Genomic DNA, 24,605 nt, shown 5'->3' with positions numbered 1-24,605 from the left:
TTAATTTATAATTGATATAAATACATCCATCCATTTTATAAATATTTATATTATGAATGATATTTAATGGTTTCATATATTGAGATAAATAGATGCGTGAGGAAAAAGGTGTGATTATCATGCGACACCTGGTGTTATTGTAAATATACTCGTCATACTTCAAGTTGCATGTGCTGCGGCTGCGTTCCTGCAACTCGAATTATTTAGAGTATATGGGTAGCGCCAGATGCCGGGTTGCAGAAGCGAGACGGCGCTTTTACACACTCGCGGCAAACGGTGGTGACTCCAATTAGCAGAACATATACTTTTCAATGAATGCGTCGATTACTTTTTCATGAAGCTCAATGGAACGTGAAAAGCAGATTTTTTTCGTGCCAGACGCTTAATACGTTAATCCACGCACGTCGCATAACCTGCTGAACTTGCCGGCTTAATGGCGCAGTTTTGATTCCTGGTATTCTCATCCACGCCGCAATACATGCCGCCGCTCGAGGTTGATTTAGATAAATAGGGATAGCCCTGCGTCGGCCAGCCTAACGAGCTAATGGAATGATACAGCGTCAACAGGTCGTTATTATCTGGTGCTTTGCTAAGGCTACCGCACTGCTTGGCAATATCCCATTTAGTGTTGTCCACCGTATGCGCCATCGCCCAGTACTCGTTATTTGTATGCACTCCGTTGGTAAATACTGGCGTCACGCCTGACAGCAGCTCAGCCTGAAGCCACGGACGATGCAGCGTTTTTCCGTTAACGGATGTCGTATCCGCCATATTTCCCCAGAACAACGCTTTATCCGTATCCGGACTGGTAAGTACCATAAAAATCACATCCAGTGATGCGTGAAGAGTCGTATTGTCCGTCAGTTTCACCGTGAGTGGCGTTTTCAACCCCAGGCTTTTATCCTGATTAAGCGTAAACGTTGCCGTACCGTCGCTGCCGGTAGTGCCGGTAAAGACAATCCCGGTGGTGGTCATACTTTGGCTGGCGCTTGCGGGTGTCAGCGCTTTAAGCATGAGATCGTCTGCTCCGGCATCCGCTGCCACGTCGCCATCCGTTACCACCGTACCTGCCCGATTTTTCGAATCGCCACGTGACAACGTAAAACCGACGTTGGCGACCGGGTTACCGCTGCTATCTTTTACCGTCACCGTTAACGGCATCGCGCTTCCCTTCTCCACTACCGCCGCGTTTTTCGCGCCGTCCATCGCCGTCGAGGTCAGCGTAATACTGGCAGGAGTAGAAGTACGCGGCTCGACCAGACACACCTGAGCGCCGGTCACGCTCGTGGAACTGGAACGGCCTTTGGCGCCAGTATCCAGCCGCAGATACTGGTAATACCCGGTGCCTGTTTCCTGGTCTACCGCCAGCCAGGATTTACCCGCCCCAACCGGCCAGCCGAACGCCGTACCGATAGCGCTGTTGGGATTGTCGCCATACAGCGTTTGCAGGTCGTTTAATAACGGCTGGTACTGCGCATCACAGCCGGTCGCGCCCGCTTTTTGGGTGTTCGCGATGGTCACCAGCGGCCAGGTTTCGTTATTGTAAGAATAGGTGCCACTGTTCGACGTCATCTCAGCCGCCAGTAGCGGGCGGCGGAATTCCACGCCCGCGCTGTTGGTCGCCGTTTCCGGCATATGGCCCCAGTATTTGGCTTTCACGCTGTCCGGGCTGGTGATGACGGTGAAAATCGCGTCCATATCGCTGACCGTCGGCGGATCGTCGGGAAGCATCGCTTCCAGCCGCGTTTTCAGGCCGGGGGTGTTATCCTGCGTCAGTTCAAACTGCACCCTGCCGCTCTCATCCGTGGTGCCGTACCAGTACCAGAGTTGCTCGCCGGAATAATGATAGTTAAACGCTTTGGCATCCGCTGGCGGCGCAATCGGCGTTAACAGCATGTCGCTGTCGCTGCCGTTTTCATTGCCGCCCGCCCGGTTTTGCGAATAGTTCCCTCGCCCCAGACGAATGGGGACGTTAGGCTGTGGCGTACCGCCACCGTCGGTGACGGTCACCGTAAGCGGAATTTTTTCTCCTTTCTTCGCCAGCGCCGCGGATTTTTCGGCGTTCATGGCGCTGGAAGTCAGCGCTATCGACAGCACCCTGCGCTTCGCCAGGCAGAGTTGCGCTGTCGCAGTATTAGCGCTTGTCGTCGTCGTATCGCCGGTATTTAGCCTGATGTACTGGAAATTATTCGTCGAGTGCGTATCGTTGACTTTCGAATCCCCCGCTCCCCAGTATTTCCCCCCAGCCACCGGTAGCCCAAAGGCCGCCGTTAGCCCGCCCTGCGGATAGTCGGCATACAGCGTTTTTAACTCATCCATCGTCGGCAACCCCAGGCGATCACACGGGCTGGCGGAATCCTGATACAGGTTTGGATAACGGCTCCAGGTATACCAGTTTTCGCCATTTACCAGATAGCCAGAAGTATCCGTGGTTGAAGAAAGCTCGGCGCGCAGCAGCGGCCGGGCAAACTCTACGCCTTTACTGTTGGTAAAGGTTTCCGGCATATGGCCCCAGTATGTGGCCTTGTCGGTATCCGGGCTGGTGATAACGGTAAAGATAGCGTCTTTACTGTCCGTCAGGTTGCTGCCGTCCATCGTGGCGGCGCTGATGGTGGTCTTTAAACCTGTGGTACTGTCCTGAGCCAGGGTAAATGTCACCTGACCCAGTTCATCAGTTTCCACATACAGATATTTCGCGGAGGTATCCAGCAGGGATGTCGCAAGGCCGGACGGCATCACATTACGTAGCGTAATATCGTCTGTGGCGCCTGAAGCCGATGTGGCGCTATTGGCGCGATTGTACGACGTTCCCCGGCTGATTTTCACCATCACGTTTTTCATCGGCTGGCCTGCGGCGTCTTTCACCGTGACGGTGGCGGCAATCTGCTCGCCCTTCTTCGCCTTTGCGATTCCGGTGGCTTCATCCTGGCCTGCCAGCGTCAGCGTCAGGCTGGCAGCGGCGCGGCGCGCCGAGACAAGACAGGTCTGCATGTAGTAAGCCGTGGTGCTGGTCGTCGTTTTGACATCATTGCCGTCGTTAAACAGGTTGACTGCTGCGTACAGCGACTGCGCGCCGTCTGACGATATCACGTAATCCCCCGCCCACCAGTAGCGGCTGACGTTGTTGTTGCCCGAACTGGTCATCGGCCAGCCGTTACGGCTGCGCATGGCATTATCAGGCCAGGTATTGTATAGCGTCTGGAGGTTGCTGACGCTGGGCAGATAATCGCGCCCGCAGCCGCCGCTGACGCCGTTCCAGGCTTTATCGACGGTTATCATGCCCCAGGTTTCGCCCTTGTCGTAGTAGCCGTTGGCGATGGTCAGCGTTTTGCCGGGCGTAGCGCTGAACTCGCTCGCCAGCAGCGGACGTTTGTACGCCACGCCGCTGCTGTCGGTTAACGTTTCCGCCATATGGCCCCAGTAGCTGGCCTTCGGGGTGTCCGGGCTGGTAACCACGGTGAAAATAACCGGCAATGGCGCGGTCGTTGTGGCGTTGCTGTGCTCTATCGACGCCATCAGCGGCGTTTTAAAGCCAGCGCCCCCGTCCTGGCTGATATCCAGCGTCAGCGTACCGTCCGCGCCGGTAGCGGTGTAATACTCAACGCCGCTGTTGCGCGCGTCGCTGTGGTTAATCTGTATGGCTGCCGCCTGCGAACCGTTAACCTCCTGATTCGCCCGCCCAATGCTGTCGCCGCGCGTAAAGATAACCGGCGTGTCCGCCACCGGCTTACCCTGGGCATCCAGCGTGGTGATGGTGACCGGAATCGTCTCGCCGACCTTCGCTTTAGCGAAACCATCGCTGTCGTTATACTGCGGTGAAGTCAGCGTTATCTGCGTCGCCACCGGATGGGCGTTTTGCAGGCAGACAAAATAGAGTTTTTCATCCCACAGCAGCGAACCGATGCCGCCGTCGCGCAGATTAATCGACTTAACGTAGCGGTTTTCCGTACTCCTGCTCAAATCGGCAGTGTTGTCCTGGTAGTTTTTACCGTCCAGCGGCCAGCCCTGCTGGGTATTCATGGCGCCGCCTGGCCAGGTGTCGTACAGCGACTGGAGATCGGCAAGCGAGGGCACAAATCCCGCGCCGCAGGCATCTTTCGCCACCTCAAAATTCACGCTGCCCCAGGTTTCGTTGTTTTCCGTATTGCTGCCGTGGGTAATGCCGCTGGCGATTTCAGCCGACAGTTGCGGGCGTTTAAACACCTCGCCGTTGGCCGCCGCTACCGTTTCCGGCATATGGCCCCACATTTTAGCCTTATCGCTGTCGGGGCTGGTGACCACGGTAAAGATGGTGTCGATGCTGGCCGTCGCGCTGGCGTTATCGTACAGCGCCGCCGTAATCGCGACCTTCGTACCGTGGGTATCCGGGCGGGTGACGGTGATAATTTTGCTGCCGTCCTCGCCGGTCAGTTCGCCGATTTTGGTGGCGGTATCGTTGAGCGATTCACCGTCGATAACCACCGCAGAAACGATGCCGTCGCCGCTACCGGCGATGTGTTTTTCCCCCTGGCGGGTATAGCCGTCGCCGCGACTGAGCACAAACGGCGCATCCGGGACCGGATTGCCGCTGGCGTCTTTCGCCGTCACCTTGAGCTGAAGGGTGTCGCCTTTTTTCACTTTCACCGCGTGCTCGCCGCCGACGTCATACCACAGCGACGTATCTACCGGTTCGATGGTAATTGAGGCGGCCGTGGGATTGACGCCAACCAGGCAACTCACAAAATCGGAAGCGTCGCCGGAAGCGGTTTTGTCGCCGGAGGCCAGCGATACCGTCTGCCACGAACTGGCGCTGGCGAAGGTGGAAGACCAGTAGTTATACGACGTCGGCCAGCCGGATACGGTGTGAATTTTATTGCCATCGTTCGCGGTATAGAGTGCGCTAAGCTGGTGATCTTGCGGCAGATGATTAACCTCGCAGCCTCCGGCGTCGGGGTTGTTCAGCGCATCGGCATGGGTAACGCGCGCCCAGGTTTCGTTATTCTGATCTTCGGTCCTGGTCGCGGCAGTCGCTTCCGCCGCCAGCTTTGGCCGCTGGAATTCCATATCACCCACGGTGAGCGTGTCCGCCATATGGCCCCACATCTGCGCATCCGGCGTATCGGGGCTGGTGGGGACGGTAAATTTCACGCTGCGGTTGACGGGCGTGGTAATCAGTGAGTTGACCGGCAGGACGCTCAGCGGCGTCAGCAAGCCGACGCCCTGCGGCTGTTCAATCACCAGCGTGGCGTTCCCCTCGGCATCGGTGATGCCCTGATACGTCATCGACGCCTGGGAGGAGCCAAACGAGGTTCCCCCCATGACCAACGTTCCGTCGCTGGAGTCGGTAAAACCGGTCGTCGCGTTGTCGCGATTTTTGCCATGCGACATGGTCACGGTAAACGCGGCGTTAGGCACAGTCAGTCCGTTCAGCGCGTTGACGGAGTGCACGTTCATCGTTACCTGTTCGCCCACTTTGGCGACCACATTGCGTAACGACTCGTTGCCATCGAAGTAAACGTTCAGGATGGTCACCAGTTCGTTGCCGGAACAGGAAAGATAGTTCGGTTCAGCGCCGCTGAACATGCTGTCCGCGCCGGTCGCCAGGTTGACGTGCGCGGTGGTGGAGCCATCGGTATCCGCCGCGATATAGCTGTGTTTCTGCGTCGGCCAGCCGTAGGTCGTTTCCATCGCGTTGCCGGAATGGGCCGCATACAGCGTATCCAGCAGCAGTTGCCCCGGCACCTGGCCCGCGCCGCACTGGTTTGTCGCCGCCGTTACCGAGTTAAACGTGGCCCAGTATTCGTTATTCTCAAATTCAGAGCCGGTGTCCTGCGCGGCTTCGTCCGCCAGCAGCGGACGTTTGTAGATATTGCCCGCCTCCACCACGCCCTGCATATGGCCCCACATGCGCGCCTGCGCCACGTCCGGGCTGGTGACTACGGTAAAAATGACGTTCTGCGTCGCTTCTGTCCCGTCGAACAGCACCACGCGCACCGGGGTTAACACGCCCGCGCCCCGATCCTGGGTCAGCGCCAGCGAGAACTGGCCGTTGGCGTCGGTGACGCCGTGATAGTGACCGTCGCTGCCTTCCAGATTGGTGATGACGACCGGTTCATCCGACCACTGATGCGCCGCGTCAATATCGGCGTTCTTTTGATTCTGGCGATTCTGTTCGTCGCCCAGATAGACATTAAAGTAGCGATAGGGCAGCGGTTTGTTGGTGGCGCTGTCGGTCACGCTGATCTTCATATTGATCTCATCGCCAACCTCGACTTTCGCGGCATTGACCGTTGAATCAAAACTATCGGCGCTAATCACTAACTTCGGCGTAACCTCCGGCGAGGCTTTATCCACGCAGCTTACCAGCGATTGCGTGGCGTCCGGCATTTGCGTAAGGCTGCGGCTGCGCATATCAATGCTGATATGGTCGGCGGCGATCGCCCCCTGGGAGGAGGACCAGTACTCTTCATCTCCGGATGTCAGCCCCACCGGCCAGCCGAGGGTGGTGGATAAATCGCCGCGCTCAATTTTTAACCCTTCCAGTTGGCGCGCATCCGGCAGAATATCGCAGTGTTTATCCGCATTAGCCCAGTTGAACTGCGCCCAGCTTTCATTGTTGATACTGACGGCGCGATCTTCGCCGTCGGTTTCCGCCGCCAGTTTGGGGCGGCTAAAGGTGTAGCTTTCGCCATCCACCGTGGCGGTGGAATTGTCCGCCATATGGCCGTACATATTGGCGCTGCCGCTGTCCGGGCTGGTGAGGGTGGTAAAAATCACGTCCACGTCGGCTTTCAGCGCAGGCGCGCCTGACGGGTGCGCCACCAGCGGGGTTTTTACCCCCGGACCGTTAGCCTGGGTGACGGTCACCGTCGCCACGCCTTCCGCATTGGTGGTGCCGTGATATTCGGTGGCGGTGGTGGTCAGTTCGGTATTGCCGACGCGTACCGGCGCGGTATTGTTCACCACGCCCTGGCGATTCAGCGCATCGCCGCGGGTAATCACGAACGCGATATTGCCCGCAGGCTCGCCGTTACAGCCTTTGGTATTCACCGTCAGCGTGATGCTTTCACCGGCTTTGACCTTCGCGGCGTTTAGCGACTCGTCCAGATGATCGGCGACGAGAGTAACCGGGTCGCCCACGGCGGGGGCAATATCCACCGCAATCTTTTGATTGAGTATCTCTACCGCGCTGTCATAAGGCACGCCGGTGCGGGTAAGCAGCCACAGCGGCGGTACGGCGGTTGAGGTATCCAGTTGCGGCCAGACCACCAGGTGGCGGCCCGCCATATTTTGCTCACAGAACGTCAGGTTTGCCGATGGCTGCGGAGACAGCGGCGTATCCGGCGTGGCGGCGTCGGCCCAGACCAGCGTGACGGAAGGTATCCTGTCGCTCTGCCAGACCAGCGGCGGATTGGCGAAAATATCGCCTTCGGTATCGTGCGGATTGGTTAAGGTCAGCGCGCTGCCGGCATCGCTGGTGCTGAACTGGCTGGGTTTCGCGGAGTAATCAACAGAATTAGCCGCATCAGAGCGCAACTGAACGCTGCCCTGATAGACCGGGATCGTCACACTATCGGCCTGAGGGGGAGTACCGTTAATAGCCGCAGTTTGCTCAGTGAGCTCCTGCCATGCGCCGCTGCTTCGCACGGCCTGCGCGAAGAAAGGCGTTAAAATAAAGGCGCATAACAGCAACCAGGATAAAAAACCGACACACTTTTTCGATTTCACTGACGTACCTGAGAAAAGTCCATTTCGTTGCAGCTCATTCCATTAATACAAGGAATTAAAAATGCATCGCGACCGGCACAACGCCAGCCGCAAGGGATACACAGGTTGGGCGCGCCTCACCCAACCTACTGCACCCGGCACGAGGCATAAGCAAAACCTTGACTTGAAAGCGTACAGTTTTCCGTATTGGTCGTTTCGTTAAATGAGCAATACTTACCGCCAACCATCGTTTGCGATGCATAGTCATATGTATACGACGACGCCGGCGCAGCCGTAGGCCAGTGCAGGTCGCCAATGATGTTCTTCAGCGCCTTCAGATCGTCCAGCGTCGCGGCGTTTTCCAGCGAGCCGCAAAGATAAGGCAGCGATGTCGTAGCATGAATGGATGTTTCACCATAATCAATATAGTTCGCCGCCCAGGTTTCATTATTAAGCGGCCAGGTGCCTGGCGGCATTTTGGACATCTCTGTTTTCAGGAATGGGCGGCGCAGCGTAACGCCGTTAACCTCAACGGTATCCGGCATATGGCCCCAGTATGACGCATACGGCGTATCCGGGCTGGTTGGTACCGTAAAGATCGCATCGACGCTCGCCGTCTCGCCAGCCAGCTCCGAAAGCGTCGCCGTGATGGATGTTCTCAAACCCAGCGATTTATCCTGGTTTAACGTGAACCGCAACTTACCGTCATCGCCGGTGACACCATACCATTTCGTGCTGGTTCCCCTCTGGTTATTAAACACCACTGCCGCACCCGCAGGCGATACCGGCGTCAGGGTCATGTCTGATAACGCGCCTTTGGACGCAACCGGCTCGCCAATCACACCGGCCTGAATGTATTTGCTATCCACCGTGCCACGCGAATAAGAGTAATCACGCGTCAGCATAACCGTCGCCCCCGCCTGCGGCTGCCCGGCGCCGTTAGTCACCGTTACCGTCATCGGTATCGCCTCGCCTGTTTTCGCCACCGCCGCCGATTTATCCGCGTTCCACACGTCCGTAGATAACGCAATCTTCATCTGTCGCGGTTCCGTCAGACAGAGCTGGTAATAGAAATTCCCCGGAGTTTCCAACGTGGTGCCGCCATTACCCGTATTGAGATCGGTAAATTGCCAGTAAATGGATTGATTTTTTACCAGGCTGTCGCCTGCCCACCATTTTTTCTTGATGGGTAATCCAATGTCGGTCGTGATCTTACCTTTGGGGTGATCGCGGTACAGCGACTGGAGATCATCCTGCGTGGCCATCTGATTTATCGGGCACGCGCCATAATTCCCGGTATTAAAATTATTCACCGTAAACCAGGTTTCATTGGTTTCGAAGTAACTCGACGTATGATTCTGCGATGAGAGTTCGCCATACAGCAGCGGGCGCATAAACTCCGCGCCGTTGCTGGCGGTGAAGGTTTCCGGCATGTGGCCGTACATATTGGCCTTGTCGCTGTTCGGGCTGGTGATGACGGTAAACACTGCCGGCAGCGACGAGGTTACTGTCGGCGTATCATACAGGCTGGCAGTCACCACGCTTTTCACCCCGACTCCGCCAGGTTCGTCAAGCGAAAGGGCCAACGTACCGTTCGCCCCGGTCGCCCCATAAAGAACCGATGAACTGTAGGCAAACTCTTGCGTCGCGCCACCAGACTGCGTCATCGTCATGGTGTAGCTGTTGGTAAACGGGTAGTCAGCTTTACGCGGCGTCCCGGCGTCGCGCTTAAGCGAAAACGTCGTATAAGGCACCGGATTACCCGCCGCATCGGTGGTGGTGACGAGCAGTGGGATCGACTCACTGTTTTTAGCCTTCACCGCCTGAATAGTGTCATCCGTCGCCAGCGTGGAGGTGAGCGTAATTTGCGTAGCCTGCGTCTTCGGCGTCGTTGCGCAAATTTGGTATTGCCTGTCGTTCACACCGTCATTAACGACGCCCCGGCGCGAATCATCATCCAGATCGACAATGTAATAGGATCGGGGCTTTCCGCCGGTTAACGACCCGGAACTGGAACCGCTCCAGTAAGAACGGTTGATCGGCCAGCCCTGGGCGGTTTTTATCGTGCGGTTTGGGTATTTGCTGTAGAGCGAATCCAGCGCCTCGACGGAAGGGAAATAGCCCGCAGCGCAGTTAACAGCGGGGTCGGTTTTTGAACTGTCTGGCCCATAAAGCCCCGCCCAGGTTTCGTTGTCTTCGATATATTGCGCGGCACTGGCCTGATTGGCTAATTCAGCATAGAGCTGTGGACGCTGATACTCCGCGCCATCCGCCGCCGTGAGCGACGGCAACATATGCCCCCACATGCGGGCAACGTCGACATCCGGGCTGGTGATGACGGTAAAGATGGTGTCAATGCTGGCGCTCACGGCGGCATTTTCATACAGCGCGGCGATAATGGCCGTTCGGGTGCCGTGTGTGTCCGGGCGGGTAACGCTGATGATGCGGGTGCCGTCAGCGCCGGTCAGCATCCCCATTTTGGTGGTGGTCCAGGCCAGGGATTCGCCATCGATCACCACGGGCGTGACGATGCCTTGCTGATCGTTGCCCTCACTGGCGGTGTACTTCTCGCCCCTGCGATCGTAACCGTCGCCGCGGGTGAGCACAAACGGCGCTTCCGGGATCGGGTTGCCGCTGGCGTCCTTCACCGTCACCTTCAGTTGCATCGTGTCGCCTTTTTTCGCTTTGACCGCGTGAACGCCGCTGCCATCGTACCACTGCGACGCATCCACCGGTTCAATGGTAATCGAGGCCGCCGCCGGGTTATCGCTGGCCAGACAGCTGGCGTAAATGGAGACGTTGGCGTTGGCGAATTCACTGCCGCTAAACAGCGAGATCAGTTTCCACGTGGTAGCGCTCTGGAAGGTCGAAGACCAGTAGTTAAGCAGCGTCGGCCAACCCTGGGTGCTTTTCATCACGCCGTCGCTGTTGGCGTTGTACAACGCCTCAAGCTGATCGATGCGCGGCAGGCGGTTCGCCGCGCAGCCGCCCTTATCCGGGTTGCCCGCCGCGTCAGGGTGCAGAACGCGCGCCCAGGTTTCGTTAGCCTCAGCCTGAGTACGTTCCGGCGTCACTTCATCCGCCAGCTTAGGCCGCTCAAAGGTCAGATCGCCGACGGTGATGGTATCAGCCATATGGCCCCACATTTTGGCTTTTGGCGTATCCGGGCTGGTGGCGACGGTAAACTTCACGCTGCGGGAAACGGGCGTGCTGATTAATGAATCGACGGGCGCAATGCTTAACGGCGTCAGCAGCCCTACTCCCTTCGGCTGGGTGAGGATAATGGTCGCATCGCCGTTGGCGTCGGTGATCCCATGATAAGCCTGCCCGGCAAGGTAGCCCACGTCATCAAACAGCATCTGGCCATTGCTGGTGTCGGTAAAACCGGTCGTCAGCCCGTCGCGCCGTTTGCCGTTCGCCATGGTGACGGTGAAGTCGGTATAGGCGATCGCCATGCCGTTGAGGGCGTTGCGCGAATGAATGTTCAGCTTAATCTGCTCACCCACTTTGGCGACCGCATCGCTGTTTTTGGTCGCCGGGTCATCATTGAAGTAGACGTCCAGCACCGCCACCATTTCGTTGGCCGAGCAGGTCAGGTAGTTCGGTTGATTGGTAAATTTACCGCTATCGCCGTTTTCAAGGTTGACGTGCGCCGTTCCCGAGGCGTCGCTGTCCGCGGCGATGTAATAGTCTTCGGTTGGCCAGCCATGTTCGCTTTCCATCTTGCCGCCAGCATGTTCGCTGTATAAATGTGCCAGCGATGACTGATCCGGCACCTGGCCGATGCCGCACTGCGCGGTGGCTTTTTCCACTGAATTAAACGTCGCCCACTCTTCGTTGTTTTCGCTGAACTGGCCGTCTTTGTGGCTGGTTTCCACCGCCAGCAGCGGGCGTCTATACAGGTTGCCCGCGTCCACCACGCCCTGCATGTGGCCCCACATATTGGCGCCGTCCACATCCGGGCTGGTTATCACGGTGAAAATTACGCTAAAGGGCAACTCGATGCTGCCGCCTTCATCATCCGGCATCACGATGCGGATGGGCGTTTCTACGCCCAGGCCGCTGTCGTGTTTTAACGTCAGGTGTACCTGGCCGTTGGCGTCGGTCACACCGGTATAGTGTTCCGGCGACGAGGCGCGCATATCTTCGGTGTTGATTGTAACCCGTTGGTTATCCCACGCGTCCTGATGCTCTCCTTTGCGGTTTTTCGCTGGGTCAATGAACAGCTCCATATAGCGATAAGGCAGCGGCTTTTGCGTGTCGCGATCCACAACGGTCATCACTAAATCAATCGATTCCCCCACCTGTGCTTTATACGGCCCCTCTGGAGAGAGCGTTATCTGCGGATGCGCCGCAGGCTGGGCCTTATCCACACAACTGACCAGTAGCGTGTCGCTGTTGGCGGCCCTGACGACCGACGCGCTGTTCATATGCACGGCAGCGTGGTAGTCGTTTATCTGATCTTTGGTTGACGACCAGTATTCCGCATCGCCCGTCACCGGCCAGCCGGTGTACGTTGCCAACGCACTATGCTCATGCCTTAGCGCCACCAGTTGTTCGGCATCCGGCAGAATGTCGCAATGGTTATCCGCGCCACTCCAGGTAAACTGCGCCCAGGTTTCGTTGGTGTCCACAACGGTGCCGCCATTTCCGCTGGTTTCCGCCGCCAGTTTCGGGCGGGTGAAAGTGTAGGTCGTACCGTTCAGCGTCGCCGTGGCGTTCTCAAGCATATGACCGTACATGTTGGCCTTATCACTGTCAGGACTGGTGATGGTAGTGAAAATGACGTCGACATTGTCGGTCAGCGTGGGATAGCTTTGCGAAGAGACGATGAGTCGTGTTTTTACCCCCGGACCTTGCTCTTGCGTCACCACCACCGTGGCGTTGCCCTGCTCGTCCGTTACACCGTGATATTCTGTTTGCGTAGTCGTTAACTCGGTATCGCCAACGCGCACCGGGTTAGCGTTATTGACCACGCCCTGGCGATTGATTGCATCCTCGCGACGGATCACGAAGGCGGCATTCGGCGCCACGTCGCCATTACAGGCTTTGGTAGAGACAGTGAGGATAATGCTCTCCCCCGCTTTGACTTTCGAGGCTGCAAAGTTGGCGTCAATATGATCGCCGCTCACAGAAACAGGATCGCTCACCGCCGGTTTGATATTCAGCGTCACTTTCGGGCTAAGTAGCGGAATGACCGCACTGTTCGGCACCCCGGTACGAGTATAAAGCCACAGCGCGGGAACGCTGTTCTCATCTTCCACCTGCGCCCAGGCAACCAGTTGCCGCCCGGCGAGATTTTGGGCGCAAAAGGTCTGGTTAAGAATCGGCTGCGGCGAGAGCGGCGTATCCGGCGTGGCGGCATCGGCCCATACCAGACTCATGGTCGGCGGTTCTTGATTTTCCCAGGCGATGGAGGGCGGATCGGTAAAGAGATCGCCTTCCGTATCGGTGGAGTTGACCGCACGCATCGAGGTTGAGGAGGCATCAGCGCTAAAATCGCGCGGCATGGCGGTAAACTCAATATCATAGGTCTTGGTAGGGTCAAGCAGCATACTTCCCTGATACAGGGGAATAGTGGCACCGTCGGCCAGCGGCGCGGTGCCGTTAACCGCGCCGGTCGTCGAGTTCAGCTCTTGCCAAGTTCCGCCCTTCAATAGCGCCTGCGCAGGCGCGATCGACACTGCAAACATGATCAGTAATGTCAGTAAGAAATGTACCACTTTATTCACTTGCCGATTCCTGTTCATGAGCGATAGCCACCCGTTTTCATTCTCTGTCGTGATTCAACCCACTTTGCTTAGCGTGCAGCTAAGCAAAGTGCGCGGAAAATACCACTCCCCGCGGGGAGTGGTATGTTGAGGACAACTTATTTGCGTCTGTAGTCGATGGACAAACCAAAGCCCTGGACACCGTCGCTACCCACGGTAACGCCGCCGTCTGCTCCCTCGAACGCCGTTTTCGCTTCAGCGTTGGTGGCAGGGATGACAAGGTCTTTATCGTTCCAGCTTTCGTTAACGATACCGCCGGTACCAGTACCTGCAATTGCGCTGGTGCCAACGAATTTCCAACGGTAGTCGTACTGGCTGGTAACCTCTTCACCGGTATCGTATTTACCTGCCGTACCACCCTCTTTATCTTTCCACAACAGAACTTTATAAGTTGTGTTGGTTTTGAGCGGAGTAGAGGTACCCAGCAGGTTGGTGGTTGAGCCAGACTCGTAGATAACCACATGGACGTTTTCATCCACCACCGGACCTTCCGGAATATCGTCACCATCCGCACCACCGCCCGCATCGGTCGACAGGTCTTTCAACAGCAGTTCAGCTGCCACGGCAGGATCACCGGTGGTGGTGGTTGGCGTGATTTTGATACCGATATAGTGGTCGGCGTCACCCGCCTGAATTTCATAGGTATCGCTACCTTTGGTGCCAATCTCTTCGGGATTGCTACCATTCTGGTCGCTGTATCTCATCCACTGTACCGTCAGTTTCGTGGCGGCGTTGTCGGTATCCAGGTCGCCTTCCGTATCGCCAATCGCCCAGTTCACCGTGACCTTATCGCCAACGTGGAACTGCTTATCGCCTTCGGTCACAATTTTACGTTCACCGCGATCGATAGTTACCGTCACGTGATCTTTGTCGGTATCCGCGGTTTTATCCGCTGCACGGGTAATCCACGGCACCGAACCCTGAATGGTGCCCGTCTGTTCAGAGACAATCTGCCACTGCCCCGATTTCAGATTACCGTTTGCCGCCACCGCTGGCGCGGCGCAATACCCGGCAACTACTAATGCTAAAGCGACCTTCGTCAGCCGCCGTTTTACTGTTGCTTGCATTCAGACTCTCCTTTTTCTCAAAATTCAGCGGCTGGCTGGTCAGCCACAACGCTGACGCTATTTCTGGCTATACGTAACGCGTATACCGTAACCCTGAACGCCATCTTCCTCATTGGCGGCAAACTTCTGCGCCGCCTCTTTATTGGTTACTGGCAGGACAAGATCTTCATTCATGGTGTTGGCCAGCGCGCCGGTATGTCCGTTTGTACTCTGCCCGGTAAACTCCCACTGGTAGTCGTACAGCGCCATCTCTTCTTCCGTGAGCTGCTCGGACATCTGAAAAACATTGTCTTTATTCTTGTCGCGCCACAGCAGGAAACGGTAGGTATTATTGACCGTAGGGTGCTTATCTTCTTTGCCGATAAGGTTGACAGGGTTGGCGGCTTTGACCTGATAAATCACCGCATTCAGCGCGCTCAGGTTGTCGCCGATAAAAGTGACATCAACGTAGTTACTGTCGCCATAGGCGTCTGCTTTCGCCTTCCAGCGGAAAGTGCCCGGCAGGGTGCTGGAAAGCGTCACCGTCCCCGCTTCTTTATCACGGCTGGCAATAAACACGCAGGGGGTTTCCGTAGTGCAGGGCGTCTGGGCCAGGGTGACTTTTTTATCATTGCTGTCGTACAACACGGGCATCATGGTATCGTCCACCAGTTCGTTACCATTGCGATCCGTGGCGTCGCCAAAGGAATCGGTGATCAGGAGATCCATCACCACGCCGTCTTCGCCATCGGCCAGCGCGCTGGCTTCATGGCTGTGATCGCTGCGATCGGTATCGGCAATGTTGTCGACGATCAGTTCAATTTTGCGATCCTGCTGGACGGTGATTTCAACCACGCCGGAGTTCTGCTTATTGCCCTTTTCATCTTCCAGCGTCATGCGTACTTTCCAGGTGTTCAACGCGGTGCGCTGCTCTTCGGTATCGGCGTTAACCCAAGCAGGAAGCACCAGATTCCAGCGGTTGTTGTTACCTTCGGTTAACGCATCCGCTTTCACCACCGGCATCACCAGCGTACGGGCGGCGTTGTTTTTCGCCTGCCAGGAAGCAGAAATAATTTTGTAATGGTGGTTAATCAGCGCGTTGACCGTCCACTTACATTTCTCCAGCCCCACCGCGGCCTCAGGCGTATCTTCAATCACGCATTCCGGGTGTTCGTTGGTGGCGTCGGCCTTCAGCCACAACGTGACGTCCAGCGGATCTTTCTCGCGATATTCGAGAACGATGAAATTGTTACGATCGACAAAATCGGTGCGGCTGCCCATTAAGGAGTGCTGAATTTTAACGTTTTCCGGATCGAGCTGCGCCGCCAGCGGCGTGCCTATCTGGTAGTTCACGGTCGCGTTAACGCTAAAATCGTTACTATCGCCAGTACCGGCTTTGTAATCCGTACCAACCGTGACCAGCGGTACCGGCGTGTAATTTAGTCCGACGGTAACGGCATGAGGATCTTTTTGCAGGTTATCGGTGCCAAACAGCGCCACTTCATCGCCGTAGTACTGTTCATAAACTAATTTAGCGCCAAGCTGCGGATAAAACGGCAGCCAGCTTTCCATGCGGATATCCCAGCCGCGCGCGGGTCGTTCTTCATAAAAGTCGAAATCTTTGGAATCTTTCCAGTCAGAAAGAGGATGGTAATAGTTGCCGGAGAATTTCAGGTAATCCGTCCAGGCTTCGGTTCCCAAACCTAATCGACGGTGACCGCGCGTAAAATCGTAGTCATAGAATGCGTTGCCGCCAAGCAGCCAGTTGCCGACGTTCTGGCGAACGCCAAGCCCAACGTTACCAATGGTGCGGTCTTCCTTACGCTGAGCCGAAATCTGGCTAAAGAAAAGCGTGCTCTGGTTATCATACCAGGGAATAAAATAATCCAGCGAACTGCCGTCCAGATCGCCGCCTTCGCCAATAGATAAACTGGTGCGCACTTTACCATAAGGCGAAAGCATACCTTCGAGATAGGATTGCGCAGAAGACGTGACTTGCCCTTGAATATAACCGCGCGCCTGGGATTCCAGCGCTTCCGGGGTGAGATTATCAAAGCCCTGGGTGGCGGAATTAATAAAGTAGTCAGCGCCCTGTTCTTTAAAGGTCTTTCCTTTATTTTCCTGTTCTTCTTTTTTCGCGGATTCGCTGGCTAAATCAGGCAGGGAGGAGTGGCTTTCATCATTTGCAGATACAGAGTTATCTGCGCCGGAAGCCGCAACTGATACTCCAGACACTAATAGCAAAACCAGAATGCGAATCCTTCGCACCATATGATATCCCTGTCGTTAAATAAACACGCCGCTATGAAAAGATATTATATGGATGATTCAGATGGAATCATAACTAACAGACCTAAATATATTCCTAAAAAGAAAAGTTTAATATGAAACAGAGTTATAATATTGATATAATAAATAAAAAAGAAGGCTATTATTTATTTCTAATATTAATTTTAGGAAATAATATTCCCTATAAATAGTTGAATCAATAAAAAGAATAAAATAGCTGCCGGGCAGGATACGATGCTGATATTACGGGAGTATCGAATAACGCTTTTGTCCTTAGCCGGATAAGACGTCGGCGCCTCTGCTCTGCGGCGCAACGTCGACAGCGATTTTATTGATCGGAAATGACGAAGTTAACCCGTTTTTTTGAAATTAAACCATGACCGTTCTGGCAAAAATAGTCCACTGCGCCGCAGGCTTTCAAAACCTGTAATGGCTGGCGGCAATCAGGACACATTGCCTGTAACGAGAAATCTTTAGCGCATGTTTCGCAATGCGCTGTATCGCCATTGCGCTCCAGCGCGTGATGGCAAACGGGGCAGGTTATTTCCATAACATTCTCCTCAGGCGCGTGACTCACTTTTACTTGAAAGGCCTGATAGCGCAGCGCTTGTCAGGCCTGGAATATTACTGAAAAAGCATTACTTGCTTTTCTTGATATGTTTCATCAGACGCTTACGTTTGCGCATTTGCGTTGGCGTCAGTGTGTTACGCTTGTTCGCATACGGGTTCTCCCCTTCTTTAAACTGAATGCGAATCGGCGTCCCCATCACTTCCAACGACTTGCGGAAGTAGTTCATCAGATAGCGCTTATAGGAGTCTGGCAGATCTTTTACCTGGTTGCCGTGAATAACCACAATCGGCGGGTTATAGCCTCCAGCGTGGGCATATTTCAGTTTCACACGGCGACCGCGCACCAGCGGCGGCTGATGATCTTCCACCGCCATCGTCATGATACGGGTCAGCATCGCAGTGCTCACCCGGCGAGTGGAACTGTCGTAAGCCTCGCGTACGGACTCAAACAGGTTGCCAACGCCGCTGCCGTGCAGCGCAGAGATAAAATGAACGCGGGCAAAATCAATAAAGCCCAGACGGAAATCCAGCGTCTCTTTCACCTGCTCTTTGACTTCCTGGCTCAGGCCATCCCATTTGTTGACTACGATAACGAGTGAGCGCCCACTATTGAGGATAAAGCCCAGCAGAGACAAATCCTGGTCGGAGATCCCCTCGCGCGCATCGATAACCAACAGTACGACGTTAGCGTCTTCAATCGCCTGCAACGTTTTAATCACCGAGAACTTTTCTACCGCATCGGTGATTTTTCCGCGCTTACGCACCCCCGCCGTATCAATCAGCACATATTCCCGTTCGTCGCGTTCCATCGGGATATAAATGCTGTCGCGAGTGGTGCCCGGCATGTCGTATACCACCACGCGCTCTTCGCCGAGAATACGGTTAGTGAGTGTGGACTTACCTACGTTCGGGCGACCAACAATCGCCAGCTTTATCGGCAGGCTTTGCGGGTCAAAATCATCTTCCGGCGCTTCTTCGCCATTTTGTTCCGCCTCGAACTGCGCCCAGTATTCCGCGTCTTCATCCACCTCTTCCTGCGGCGCGACATCATCCATCCACGGCAGAAGCACATGTTCCAGCAGGCTCAATACGCCGCGACCATGTGAGGCGGCGATAGGGTAAATTTCGCCTAACCCCAGCGAGTAAAAATCGACAACCGCCTGATCGGGATCGAGACCATCCGTTTTATTCGCCACCAGGAAGGTCGGTTTTTCACGGGAACGCAGATGTTTGGCAATCGCTTCATCCGCCGGCATCAGGCCAGCGCGCGCATCTACCATGAATAACACCACATCCGCTTCTTCAATCGCCAGCAGCGACTGTTCCGCCATCCGCGTTTCGACGCCGTCTTCGGTGCCGTCAATACCGCCGGTGTCGATACAGATAAACTCGCGGCCTTCAACTTCCGCACGACCGTACTTACGGTCACGAGTCAGACCCGGGAAATCCGCAACCAGCGCATCTCGGGTGCGGGTCAGACGGTTAAATAGCGTGGATTTTCCGACGTTAGGGCGCCCGACAAGCGCGACCACAGGTACCATGTTTAAAGCCTCATTAAAAAAATCATCAGACAACGCGCGCATTTTGCGCCATTGTTAAAAACAGGAAAACGGCCCCTACACCAGGAGCCGTTTTTTAAAACGCACAACCGTGACGATTAACGCGTAATCGCGTAGACCGTACCGTCTTTGGCCTGGATGAGCAGTTTACCATCCGCCACCGTCGGTTCGGTCAGAAAACCGGAACTGTCTACTTTTTGTTGGGCCACAAAACGCCCGTCATCAACATCAATCCAGTGCAGATAACCTTCGCTATCGCCGACGACTAAATCACCATTATACAGTACCGGGGAGGTCAGCAAACGGTGCAGCAGATCACTTTGCGTCCACAGCGTTACGCCGCCGTCAGTGGTCAGCGCCAGCACGCGATCGTTCTGATCGACCAGGTAGATACGGTCGCCGTCGACGATAAAGTCATTGACCGAACCCAGCTCGCGTTTCCACATAATCTGACCACTGCGCAGATCCAGCGCCGTTAAGTTACCATTATACGCCAACGCGTAAACGACGCCGTTTACCACAACCGGCGTGGTATCAACGTCGCTCAGACGGTCAATTTCCGTTGGGCCAGTGGCCTGGGAGATACGCTGTTGCCAAATCATCTGCCCTTGTTGCATCAACACGGCGCTGACGCGGCCATTATCACCACCAACGATAGCCGCGCCGAACGCGGTTGCCGGCGCAGATTCGCCGCGCAGTGATAGCGAAGGCATATCCAGGTTCACCGTCCATTTAATGGCGCCATCCGCCTGATTTAGCGCCTGCAACTGACCGTTGCTGGTATGGATAAGGACGATTCCATCACTGACAACCGGGCGAGACAACGCTTCGCCTGCGACCTTCGTCTGCCATGCTGTGGTACCGTCGCTGGTATTCAGCGCATAAACCTCGGCCTTTTCACTGCCGATGTAGACGTGACCGCCCGCGACCGTGACGCCGCCGGACAACAGCGCGGACGAACGAGAGAACCAGCCGTCTTTCTCGCCCAGATTCACAGACCAGATCTCTTTGCCATCATCCGCATTGAGCGCTTTTACCACGCCCGCGCGATCGGCTGCATAGACCACGTTATCTGCCATTACCGGATGAAGGTTAGAATAAAATTCGCCAATTCCGTTACCGACAGAGGTACTCCAGACAGTGGTCGGGGTAAACTGGTTTTCAACCTGCGGTAATGGAGACATCTTGACGACATCTTCTTCGCCGCTAAACAGTGAACAGCCGCTGAGCAGGGTAACGGAAAGCAACCCTGGCAGAAGTAATTTACGCAATTGCATCGGGTCCCTCTCAGATGGACAAATTATTGATTTTCATCTGCATCATTTCGCTCAACGCCGGAGAAGCATCGCTATTGACGCCCGCTTCCCATGCGCTGCGCGCGCCTTTTTTATCACCCTTACTCAGCAACGCTTCGCCGCGCAAATCCGCGACAATGGCCGTCCATCCTTCGCCTTTAACGGCATCCAGAGTTTTCAGCGCGGCGTCAGCTTGTTTAAGCTGTAACTGAACGCGAGCGAGACGCAGATTAATCACCGCTTTGAGATTTTCATCGCTGGTGGCCGCCAACCCCTGCTGCAACTGGGCTTCGGCTTTTTTAAGTTCATTCTTATCCACAAACTGCTGCGCCAGTTCCATAGACGCCAGCGCACCATAGGTATTTTTATTCTCAGCCGCGAATTTTTCAGCGGCCGGAATGCTATCCGGCTTATCGGCGCTTACCGCCGTCACCGCATTTTGATACGCCAGAGAAGCAGCACGCGCGGACTCCGTCTGATGGCTGCTCCAGTAACGCCAGCCAACCAGCGCGCCAACCCCTAAAATCACTCCGACAGCCAGCGCTTTGCCGTTTTCGGCAAAGAAGCGTTTAATCGCATCCACCTGGTCGTGTTCGTTCTCGTAAATTTCCACGCTGTCCTTCTCCTTAGCCCAATAAAGTGCGCAAATGCGCGGCGACGCTGTCCTGCGCCACTGCCGTTTGCTCACCGGAGCGCAAATCCTTCACTACAACAGTCCCATCGGCGACTTCAGATTCGCCAAGAACCAGTGCAATACGGGCGCCCCACTTATCGGCGCGGGCAAACTGTTTCTTAAAGTTGCCGCCGCCGTGGTTTGTCATTAGCTTCACGCCTGGCATTTCATCGCGCAGCCGCTCCGCCAGCGTCATTGCCGCAGACTGCGTTTGTGCGCCGGCAGCCACCAGGTATATATCGACAACAGGAGAGGCAATAAATTCCGGATTAACTGCCTGAACTAACAAAACAAGTCGTTCCAGGCCCATCGCAAAGCCCACTGCCGGGGTAGCGCGACCGCCCAGTTGTTCCACCAGACCGTCATAACGACCACCCGCACAGACGGTGCCTTGTGACCCCAGACTGTTTGTTACCCATTCAAATACGGTGCGGTTGTAGTAATCCAGACCGCGTACCAGACGCTGGTTGACGGTGTAGGCAATCCCCGCCGCGTCCAGCAATTTACACAGGCCGGCAAAGTGCTCGCGTGAATCGTCATCGAGATAGTCGCCGAGAGCGGGCGCGTCGTTGAGTAGCGCCTGCACGTCCGGATTTTTTGAATCCAGCACGCGCAGCGGATTGGTATACATGCGGCGTTTGCAGTCTTCGTCCAGCGTCTCTTGATGCTGTTCGAGGAACGCGACCAGCGCATCGCGATAGTTCGCACGCGCCTCTAATGAACCAATAGAGTTCAGCTCCAGGCTAACGTGGTCAGCGATGCCCAGCGCGCGCCACCAGCGTGCGGTCAGCATAATCAGCTCCGCGTCAATATCCGGGCCTTGTAAGCCGAAGACTTCGGCGCCTAGCTGATGGAACTGACGGTAGCGGCCTTTTTGCGGACGCTCATGACGGAACATCGGACCGATATACCACAAACGCTGTTCCTGATTGTACAGGAGACCATGTTCGATGCCGGCGCGTACACAGCCCGCCGTACCTTCAGGGCGCAATGTCAGGCTATCGCCGTTGCGATCCTCAAAGGTGTACATCTCTTTTTCAACTACGTCAGTAACTTCACCGATCGCACGTTTGAATAACGGGGTCTGCTCTACAATCGGCAAGCGGATTTCACTGTAACCGTAGCTGCCGAGCACGTTTTTGAGTGTGCCTTCAATGCGCTGCCAGATGGCGGTTTCGCCAGGCAGATAATCGTTCATGCCGCGAATGGCTTGAATGTTTTTTGCCACGTTTATTCTCTTTCTGAATATAAAAATGAACCCTCAGCGCTTCCCCGAACGAACCGGGAGCCATGCGGGTTCAATCATACACGGGAAGCGCGCCGCTTCCCATCACGTTCTTATTTTTCAACCTGCAGCACGTCAATCCGACGCGCTTCATCAAGTTGACTTGCTTTCGCGCGAATACGGGATTCAAGCTGCGCGATCATATCGTCGTTATCGAGTCTGTCCTTACGCACGCCGTCTTCATACAGGCCGCTTTTCTTATTGCCGCCCGTCACGCCCAGCGTCGATACCAGCGCTTCGCCCGGTCCGTTCACCACGCAACCGATGATCGAGACGTCCATCGGGGTGATGATATCTTCCAGACGCTGCTCCAGCGCGTTCACCGTGCCGATAACGTCGAACTCCTGGCGAGAACAGGTCGGGCAGGCGATGAAATTGATGCCGCGCGCGCGAATGCGCAGCGACTTCAGAATATCGAAACCGACTTTGATCTCTTCCACCGGGTCGGCCGCCAACGATACGCGCAGCGTGTCGCCGATGCCTTCCGATAACAGCAGACCTAAACCGATCGCCGACTTGACTGCCCCGCTACGCGCGCCGCCCGCTTCGGTGATCCCCAGATGCAGCGGCTGATCGATCTGTTTAGCCAACAAACGATAAGACTCAACGGCAAGGAATACATCGGACGCTTTTACGCTCACTTTGAACTGATCAAAGTTGAGACGATCGAGATGATCGACATGGCGCATGGCTGACTCCAGCAGCGCCTGCGGCGTCGGCTCACCGTATTTTTCCTGCAGATCTTTTTCCAGCGATCCGGCATTTACGCCGATACGAATAGGGATGTTTTTGTCGCGCGCGCAGTCCACCACCATACGAATGCGCTCTTCGTTACCGATATTGCCGGGGTTGATACGCAAGCAGTCAACGCCGTATTCCGCTACTTTCAGCGCAATGCGGTAGTCGAAGTGAATATCGGCAACCAGCGGGACGTTAACCTGCTGTTTGATAAGCTTGAATGCTTCGGCGGCGTCCATGGTCGGTACAGAAACACGAACAATATCTGCGCCAACGCGTTCCAGCGCTTTGATCTGATTAACCGTCGCTTCCACGTCAGTGGTACGCGTGTTAGTCATCGACTGGACGGTGATGGGGGCGCCATCGCCAATCGGCACATTCCCAACGTAAATACGTGTCGATTTTCTACGTTGAATCGGAGCCTGGTTATGCATGAAAAATCTCCCGCGTTACCCGTCTGTTACTGCGCCGGTGTCGGTTCGGCATTAAGGGTCAGACGCGCAACCTGATTAGTTCTGATAAAGCGGCTCAGATCGACAGGTTTTCCTTGATACTGGATCTGCACCGCGGCCGGCGCGCCAATTTTAAGTTTATAAGGCGCCTGACCTGTTAGGTTTAAATTACCATCTTTACGCTGCATACCGCTAAACAGCTTCTTACCCGTGGCGTCAGTGACTTCGAGCCAGCAGTCAGCGGTAAAATTCATCACCAGCGCGTTCGGATCGGCAGCAGGCGCCGCTACGCCAGCCTGACTGGTCGGCAGCGCGGACGGCGTTTCCGTTGCCGCTGGCGCGGCAGATGTCGCAGCCGTATCGACATTCGCCTGCGAAGGCGCGACTACCGTATTTTGCGTTGCCGTTGCCGTTGGCGCTGGCGTTTGCGTCGCCGCTGTCGAATCAACCGGCGTCGCAGGAGCCGGAGCCGTTTGCGCTGGCGTCGTATCCTGACTTGTCGCGTCACGGGTGTCCAGCGGTACGCTTTGGCCGCTGTCTTTATCTGCGTTCAGTTCAGCCGTGCTTTGATCGGCCATTGTCGTGATCTCTTCCTGCTGCGCCTTATGGTTCTGCCACCACCAGGCGCCGGTCAGCCCTACGACCACAAACAGTACCAGCCAGGTAAAAGACATTAACCAGCCGTCGCGTTTTTTGCGACGCTTTCCTAATGAGAAACTCTGCATCGGAGCGACTTTGGCGGCGCGCAGCGGGGCCTGTTTTTCCAGCCCCGGCAGCAGTTCCTCTTCTGGAACATGCACCAGACGCGCATATGAGCGGATATATCCGCGCAGGAAGGTTGAAGCAAGATCGGACGGCGCCTTATCTTCTTCAATATCGCGTACCGTAGAAACCTTCAGGCAAAGTCGCTCAGCGACAGCCTGCTGGCTGAGTCCGAGTTGTTCACGGGCATTGCGCAGACGAACGCCGGTGGTTTGTGCTTCATTTTGGTCGTGCGTGGCTTCAGTATTCATTCGCTACAGCTACAGGTACGTGTAAATTAGGATTCAGGCGCCGACGAGCCGTAATGCCCGCCCACACCGCGAAACATCAGGTTAGTTAACCTTAGTCAGACAGTATAAGCCTGTCAGGCCGCAGATGACAAAACCGCGTAAGACACAAGGCTAAACTCTTGTTGCACCGTTACATACTGCCTTAAAGTCGACAAAAACGCACCGTTATTATTGACCAGACAAGTACAA

Annotated in this window: 11 protein-coding genes and 1 pseudogene; all 12 read right to left on the bottom strand. The window is 55.5% G+C overall.

Annotated features, from left to right (window positions below):
* Positions 1–289 precede the first annotated feature (289 nt).
* Positions 290–390: pseudogene (locus ACLJRH_RS16925) on the bottom strand (IS1 family transposase); the annotation flags it as partial.
* Positions 391–7,707 (bottom strand): DUF823/DUF824 repeat adhesin RatB, encoded by a 7,317-nt coding sequence (gene ratB / locus ACLJRH_RS16920; protein ID WP_023136457.1) that lies wholly within the window; start codon positions 7,705–7,707, stop codon positions 391–393. It lies immediately after the preceding pseudogene.
* A 125-nt stretch (positions 7,708–7,832) separates the two neighbouring features.
* Entirely contained in the window at positions 7,833–13,436 is a 5,604-nt protein-coding gene (ratA, locus tag ACLJRH_RS16915) for a DUF823/DUF824 repeat adhesin RatA (RefSeq protein ID WP_071786687.1), read from the bottom strand.
* 119 nt (positions 13,437–13,555) lie between these two features.
* Positions 13,556–14,524: a SinI family autotransporter-associated protein gene (locus ACLJRH_RS16910; protein ID WP_001630290.1), complete on the bottom strand. Its 969-nt coding sequence runs from the start codon at positions 14,522–14,524 to the stop codon at positions 13,556–13,558.
* Between the two features lie 57 nt (positions 14,525–14,581).
* On the bottom strand, positions 14,582–16,774 hold the full coding sequence (gene sinH, locus ACLJRH_RS16905) for an intimin-like inverse autotransporter SinH (protein WP_023136459.1): 2,193 nt from the start codon (positions 16,772–16,774) through the stop codon (positions 14,582–14,584).
* Between the two features lie 346 nt (positions 16,775–17,120).
* Positions 17,121–17,342 (bottom strand): zinc ribbon domain-containing protein, encoded by a 222-nt coding sequence (locus ACLJRH_RS16900; protein ID WP_000406469.1) that lies wholly within the window; start codon positions 17,340–17,342, stop codon positions 17,121–17,123.
* A gap of 88 nt (positions 17,343–17,430) precedes the next feature.
* Complete coding sequence (der, locus tag ACLJRH_RS16895) at positions 17,431–18,903, bottom strand: ribosome biogenesis GTPase Der (RefSeq protein ID WP_000249411.1); 1,473 nt, start codon at positions 18,901–18,903, stop codon at positions 17,431–17,433.
* A 116-nt stretch (positions 18,904–19,019) separates the two neighbouring features.
* Positions 19,020–20,198, bottom strand: a complete 1,179-nt coding sequence (bamB, locus tag ACLJRH_RS16890) for an outer membrane protein assembly factor BamB (protein ID WP_001177071.1) — start codon at positions 20,196–20,198, stop codon at positions 19,020–19,022.
* A gap of 10 nt (positions 20,199–20,208) precedes the next feature.
* Positions 20,209–20,829 (bottom strand): YfgM family protein, encoded by a 621-nt coding sequence (locus tag ACLJRH_RS16885; RefSeq protein ID WP_000409190.1) that lies wholly within the window; start codon positions 20,827–20,829, stop codon positions 20,209–20,211.
* Between the two features lie 13 nt (positions 20,830–20,842).
* Positions 20,843–22,117, bottom strand: coding sequence for a histidine--tRNA ligase (gene hisS / locus ACLJRH_RS16880; protein WP_001107139.1), 1,275 nt, complete (start codon positions 22,115–22,117; stop codon positions 20,843–20,845).
* Positions 22,118–22,227: 110 nt separating this feature from the next.
* Positions 22,228–23,346, bottom strand: coding sequence for a flavodoxin-dependent (E)-4-hydroxy-3-methylbut-2-enyl-diphosphate synthase (gene ispG, locus ACLJRH_RS16875; RefSeq protein ID WP_000551832.1), 1,119 nt, complete (start codon positions 23,344–23,346; stop codon positions 22,228–22,230).
* A 26-nt stretch (positions 23,347–23,372) separates the two neighbouring features.
* Positions 23,373–24,377 carry a cytoskeleton protein RodZ gene (gene rodZ / locus ACLJRH_RS16870; RefSeq protein WP_001090900.1) on the bottom strand — a complete coding sequence of 335 codons (1,005 nt, stop codon included), beginning with the start codon at positions 24,375–24,377 and terminating at the stop codon, positions 23,373–23,375.
* Between the last annotated feature and the right edge of the window lie 228 nt (positions 24,378–24,605).

Source organism: Salmonella sp. SAL04162, from assembly GCF_046551535.1.
In the GTDB taxonomy this organism is placed as follows: domain Bacteria; phylum Pseudomonadota; class Gammaproteobacteria; order Enterobacterales; family Enterobacteriaceae; genus Salmonella; species Salmonella enterica.
This window is presented reverse-complemented; position numbering and strand designations above follow the sequence as displayed.

Excerpts from the sequence above, each read along its gene's own strand:
- ratA (WP_071786687.1), bottom strand. The coding sequence starts at position 13,436 with ATGAACAGGAATCGGCAAGTGAATAAAGTGGTACATTTCTTACTGACA.
- ACLJRH_RS16910 (WP_001630290.1), bottom strand. The coding sequence starts at position 14,524 with ATGCAAGCAACAGTAAAACGGCGGCTGACGAAGGTCGCTTTAGCATTA.
- sinH (WP_023136459.1), bottom strand. The coding sequence starts at position 16,774 with ATGGTGCGAAGGATTCGCATTCTGGTTTTGCTATTAGTGTCTGGAGTA.
- ACLJRH_RS16900 (WP_000406469.1), bottom strand. The coding sequence starts at position 17,342 with ATGGAAATAACCTGCCCCGTTTGCCATCACGCGCTGGAGCGCAATGGC.
- der (WP_000249411.1), bottom strand. The coding sequence starts at position 18,903 with ATGGTACCTGTGGTCGCGCTTGTCGGGCGCCCTAACGTCGGAAAATCC.
- bamB (WP_001177071.1), bottom strand. The coding sequence starts at position 20,198 with ATGCAATTGCGTAAATTACTTCTGCCAGGGTTGCTTTCCGTTACCCTG.
- ispG (WP_000551832.1), bottom strand. The coding sequence starts at position 23,346 with ATGCATAACCAGGCTCCGATTCAACGTAGAAAATCGACACGTATTTAC.
- rodZ (WP_001090900.1), bottom strand. The coding sequence starts at position 24,377 with ATGAATACTGAAGCCACGCACGACCAAAATGAAGCACAAACCACCGGC.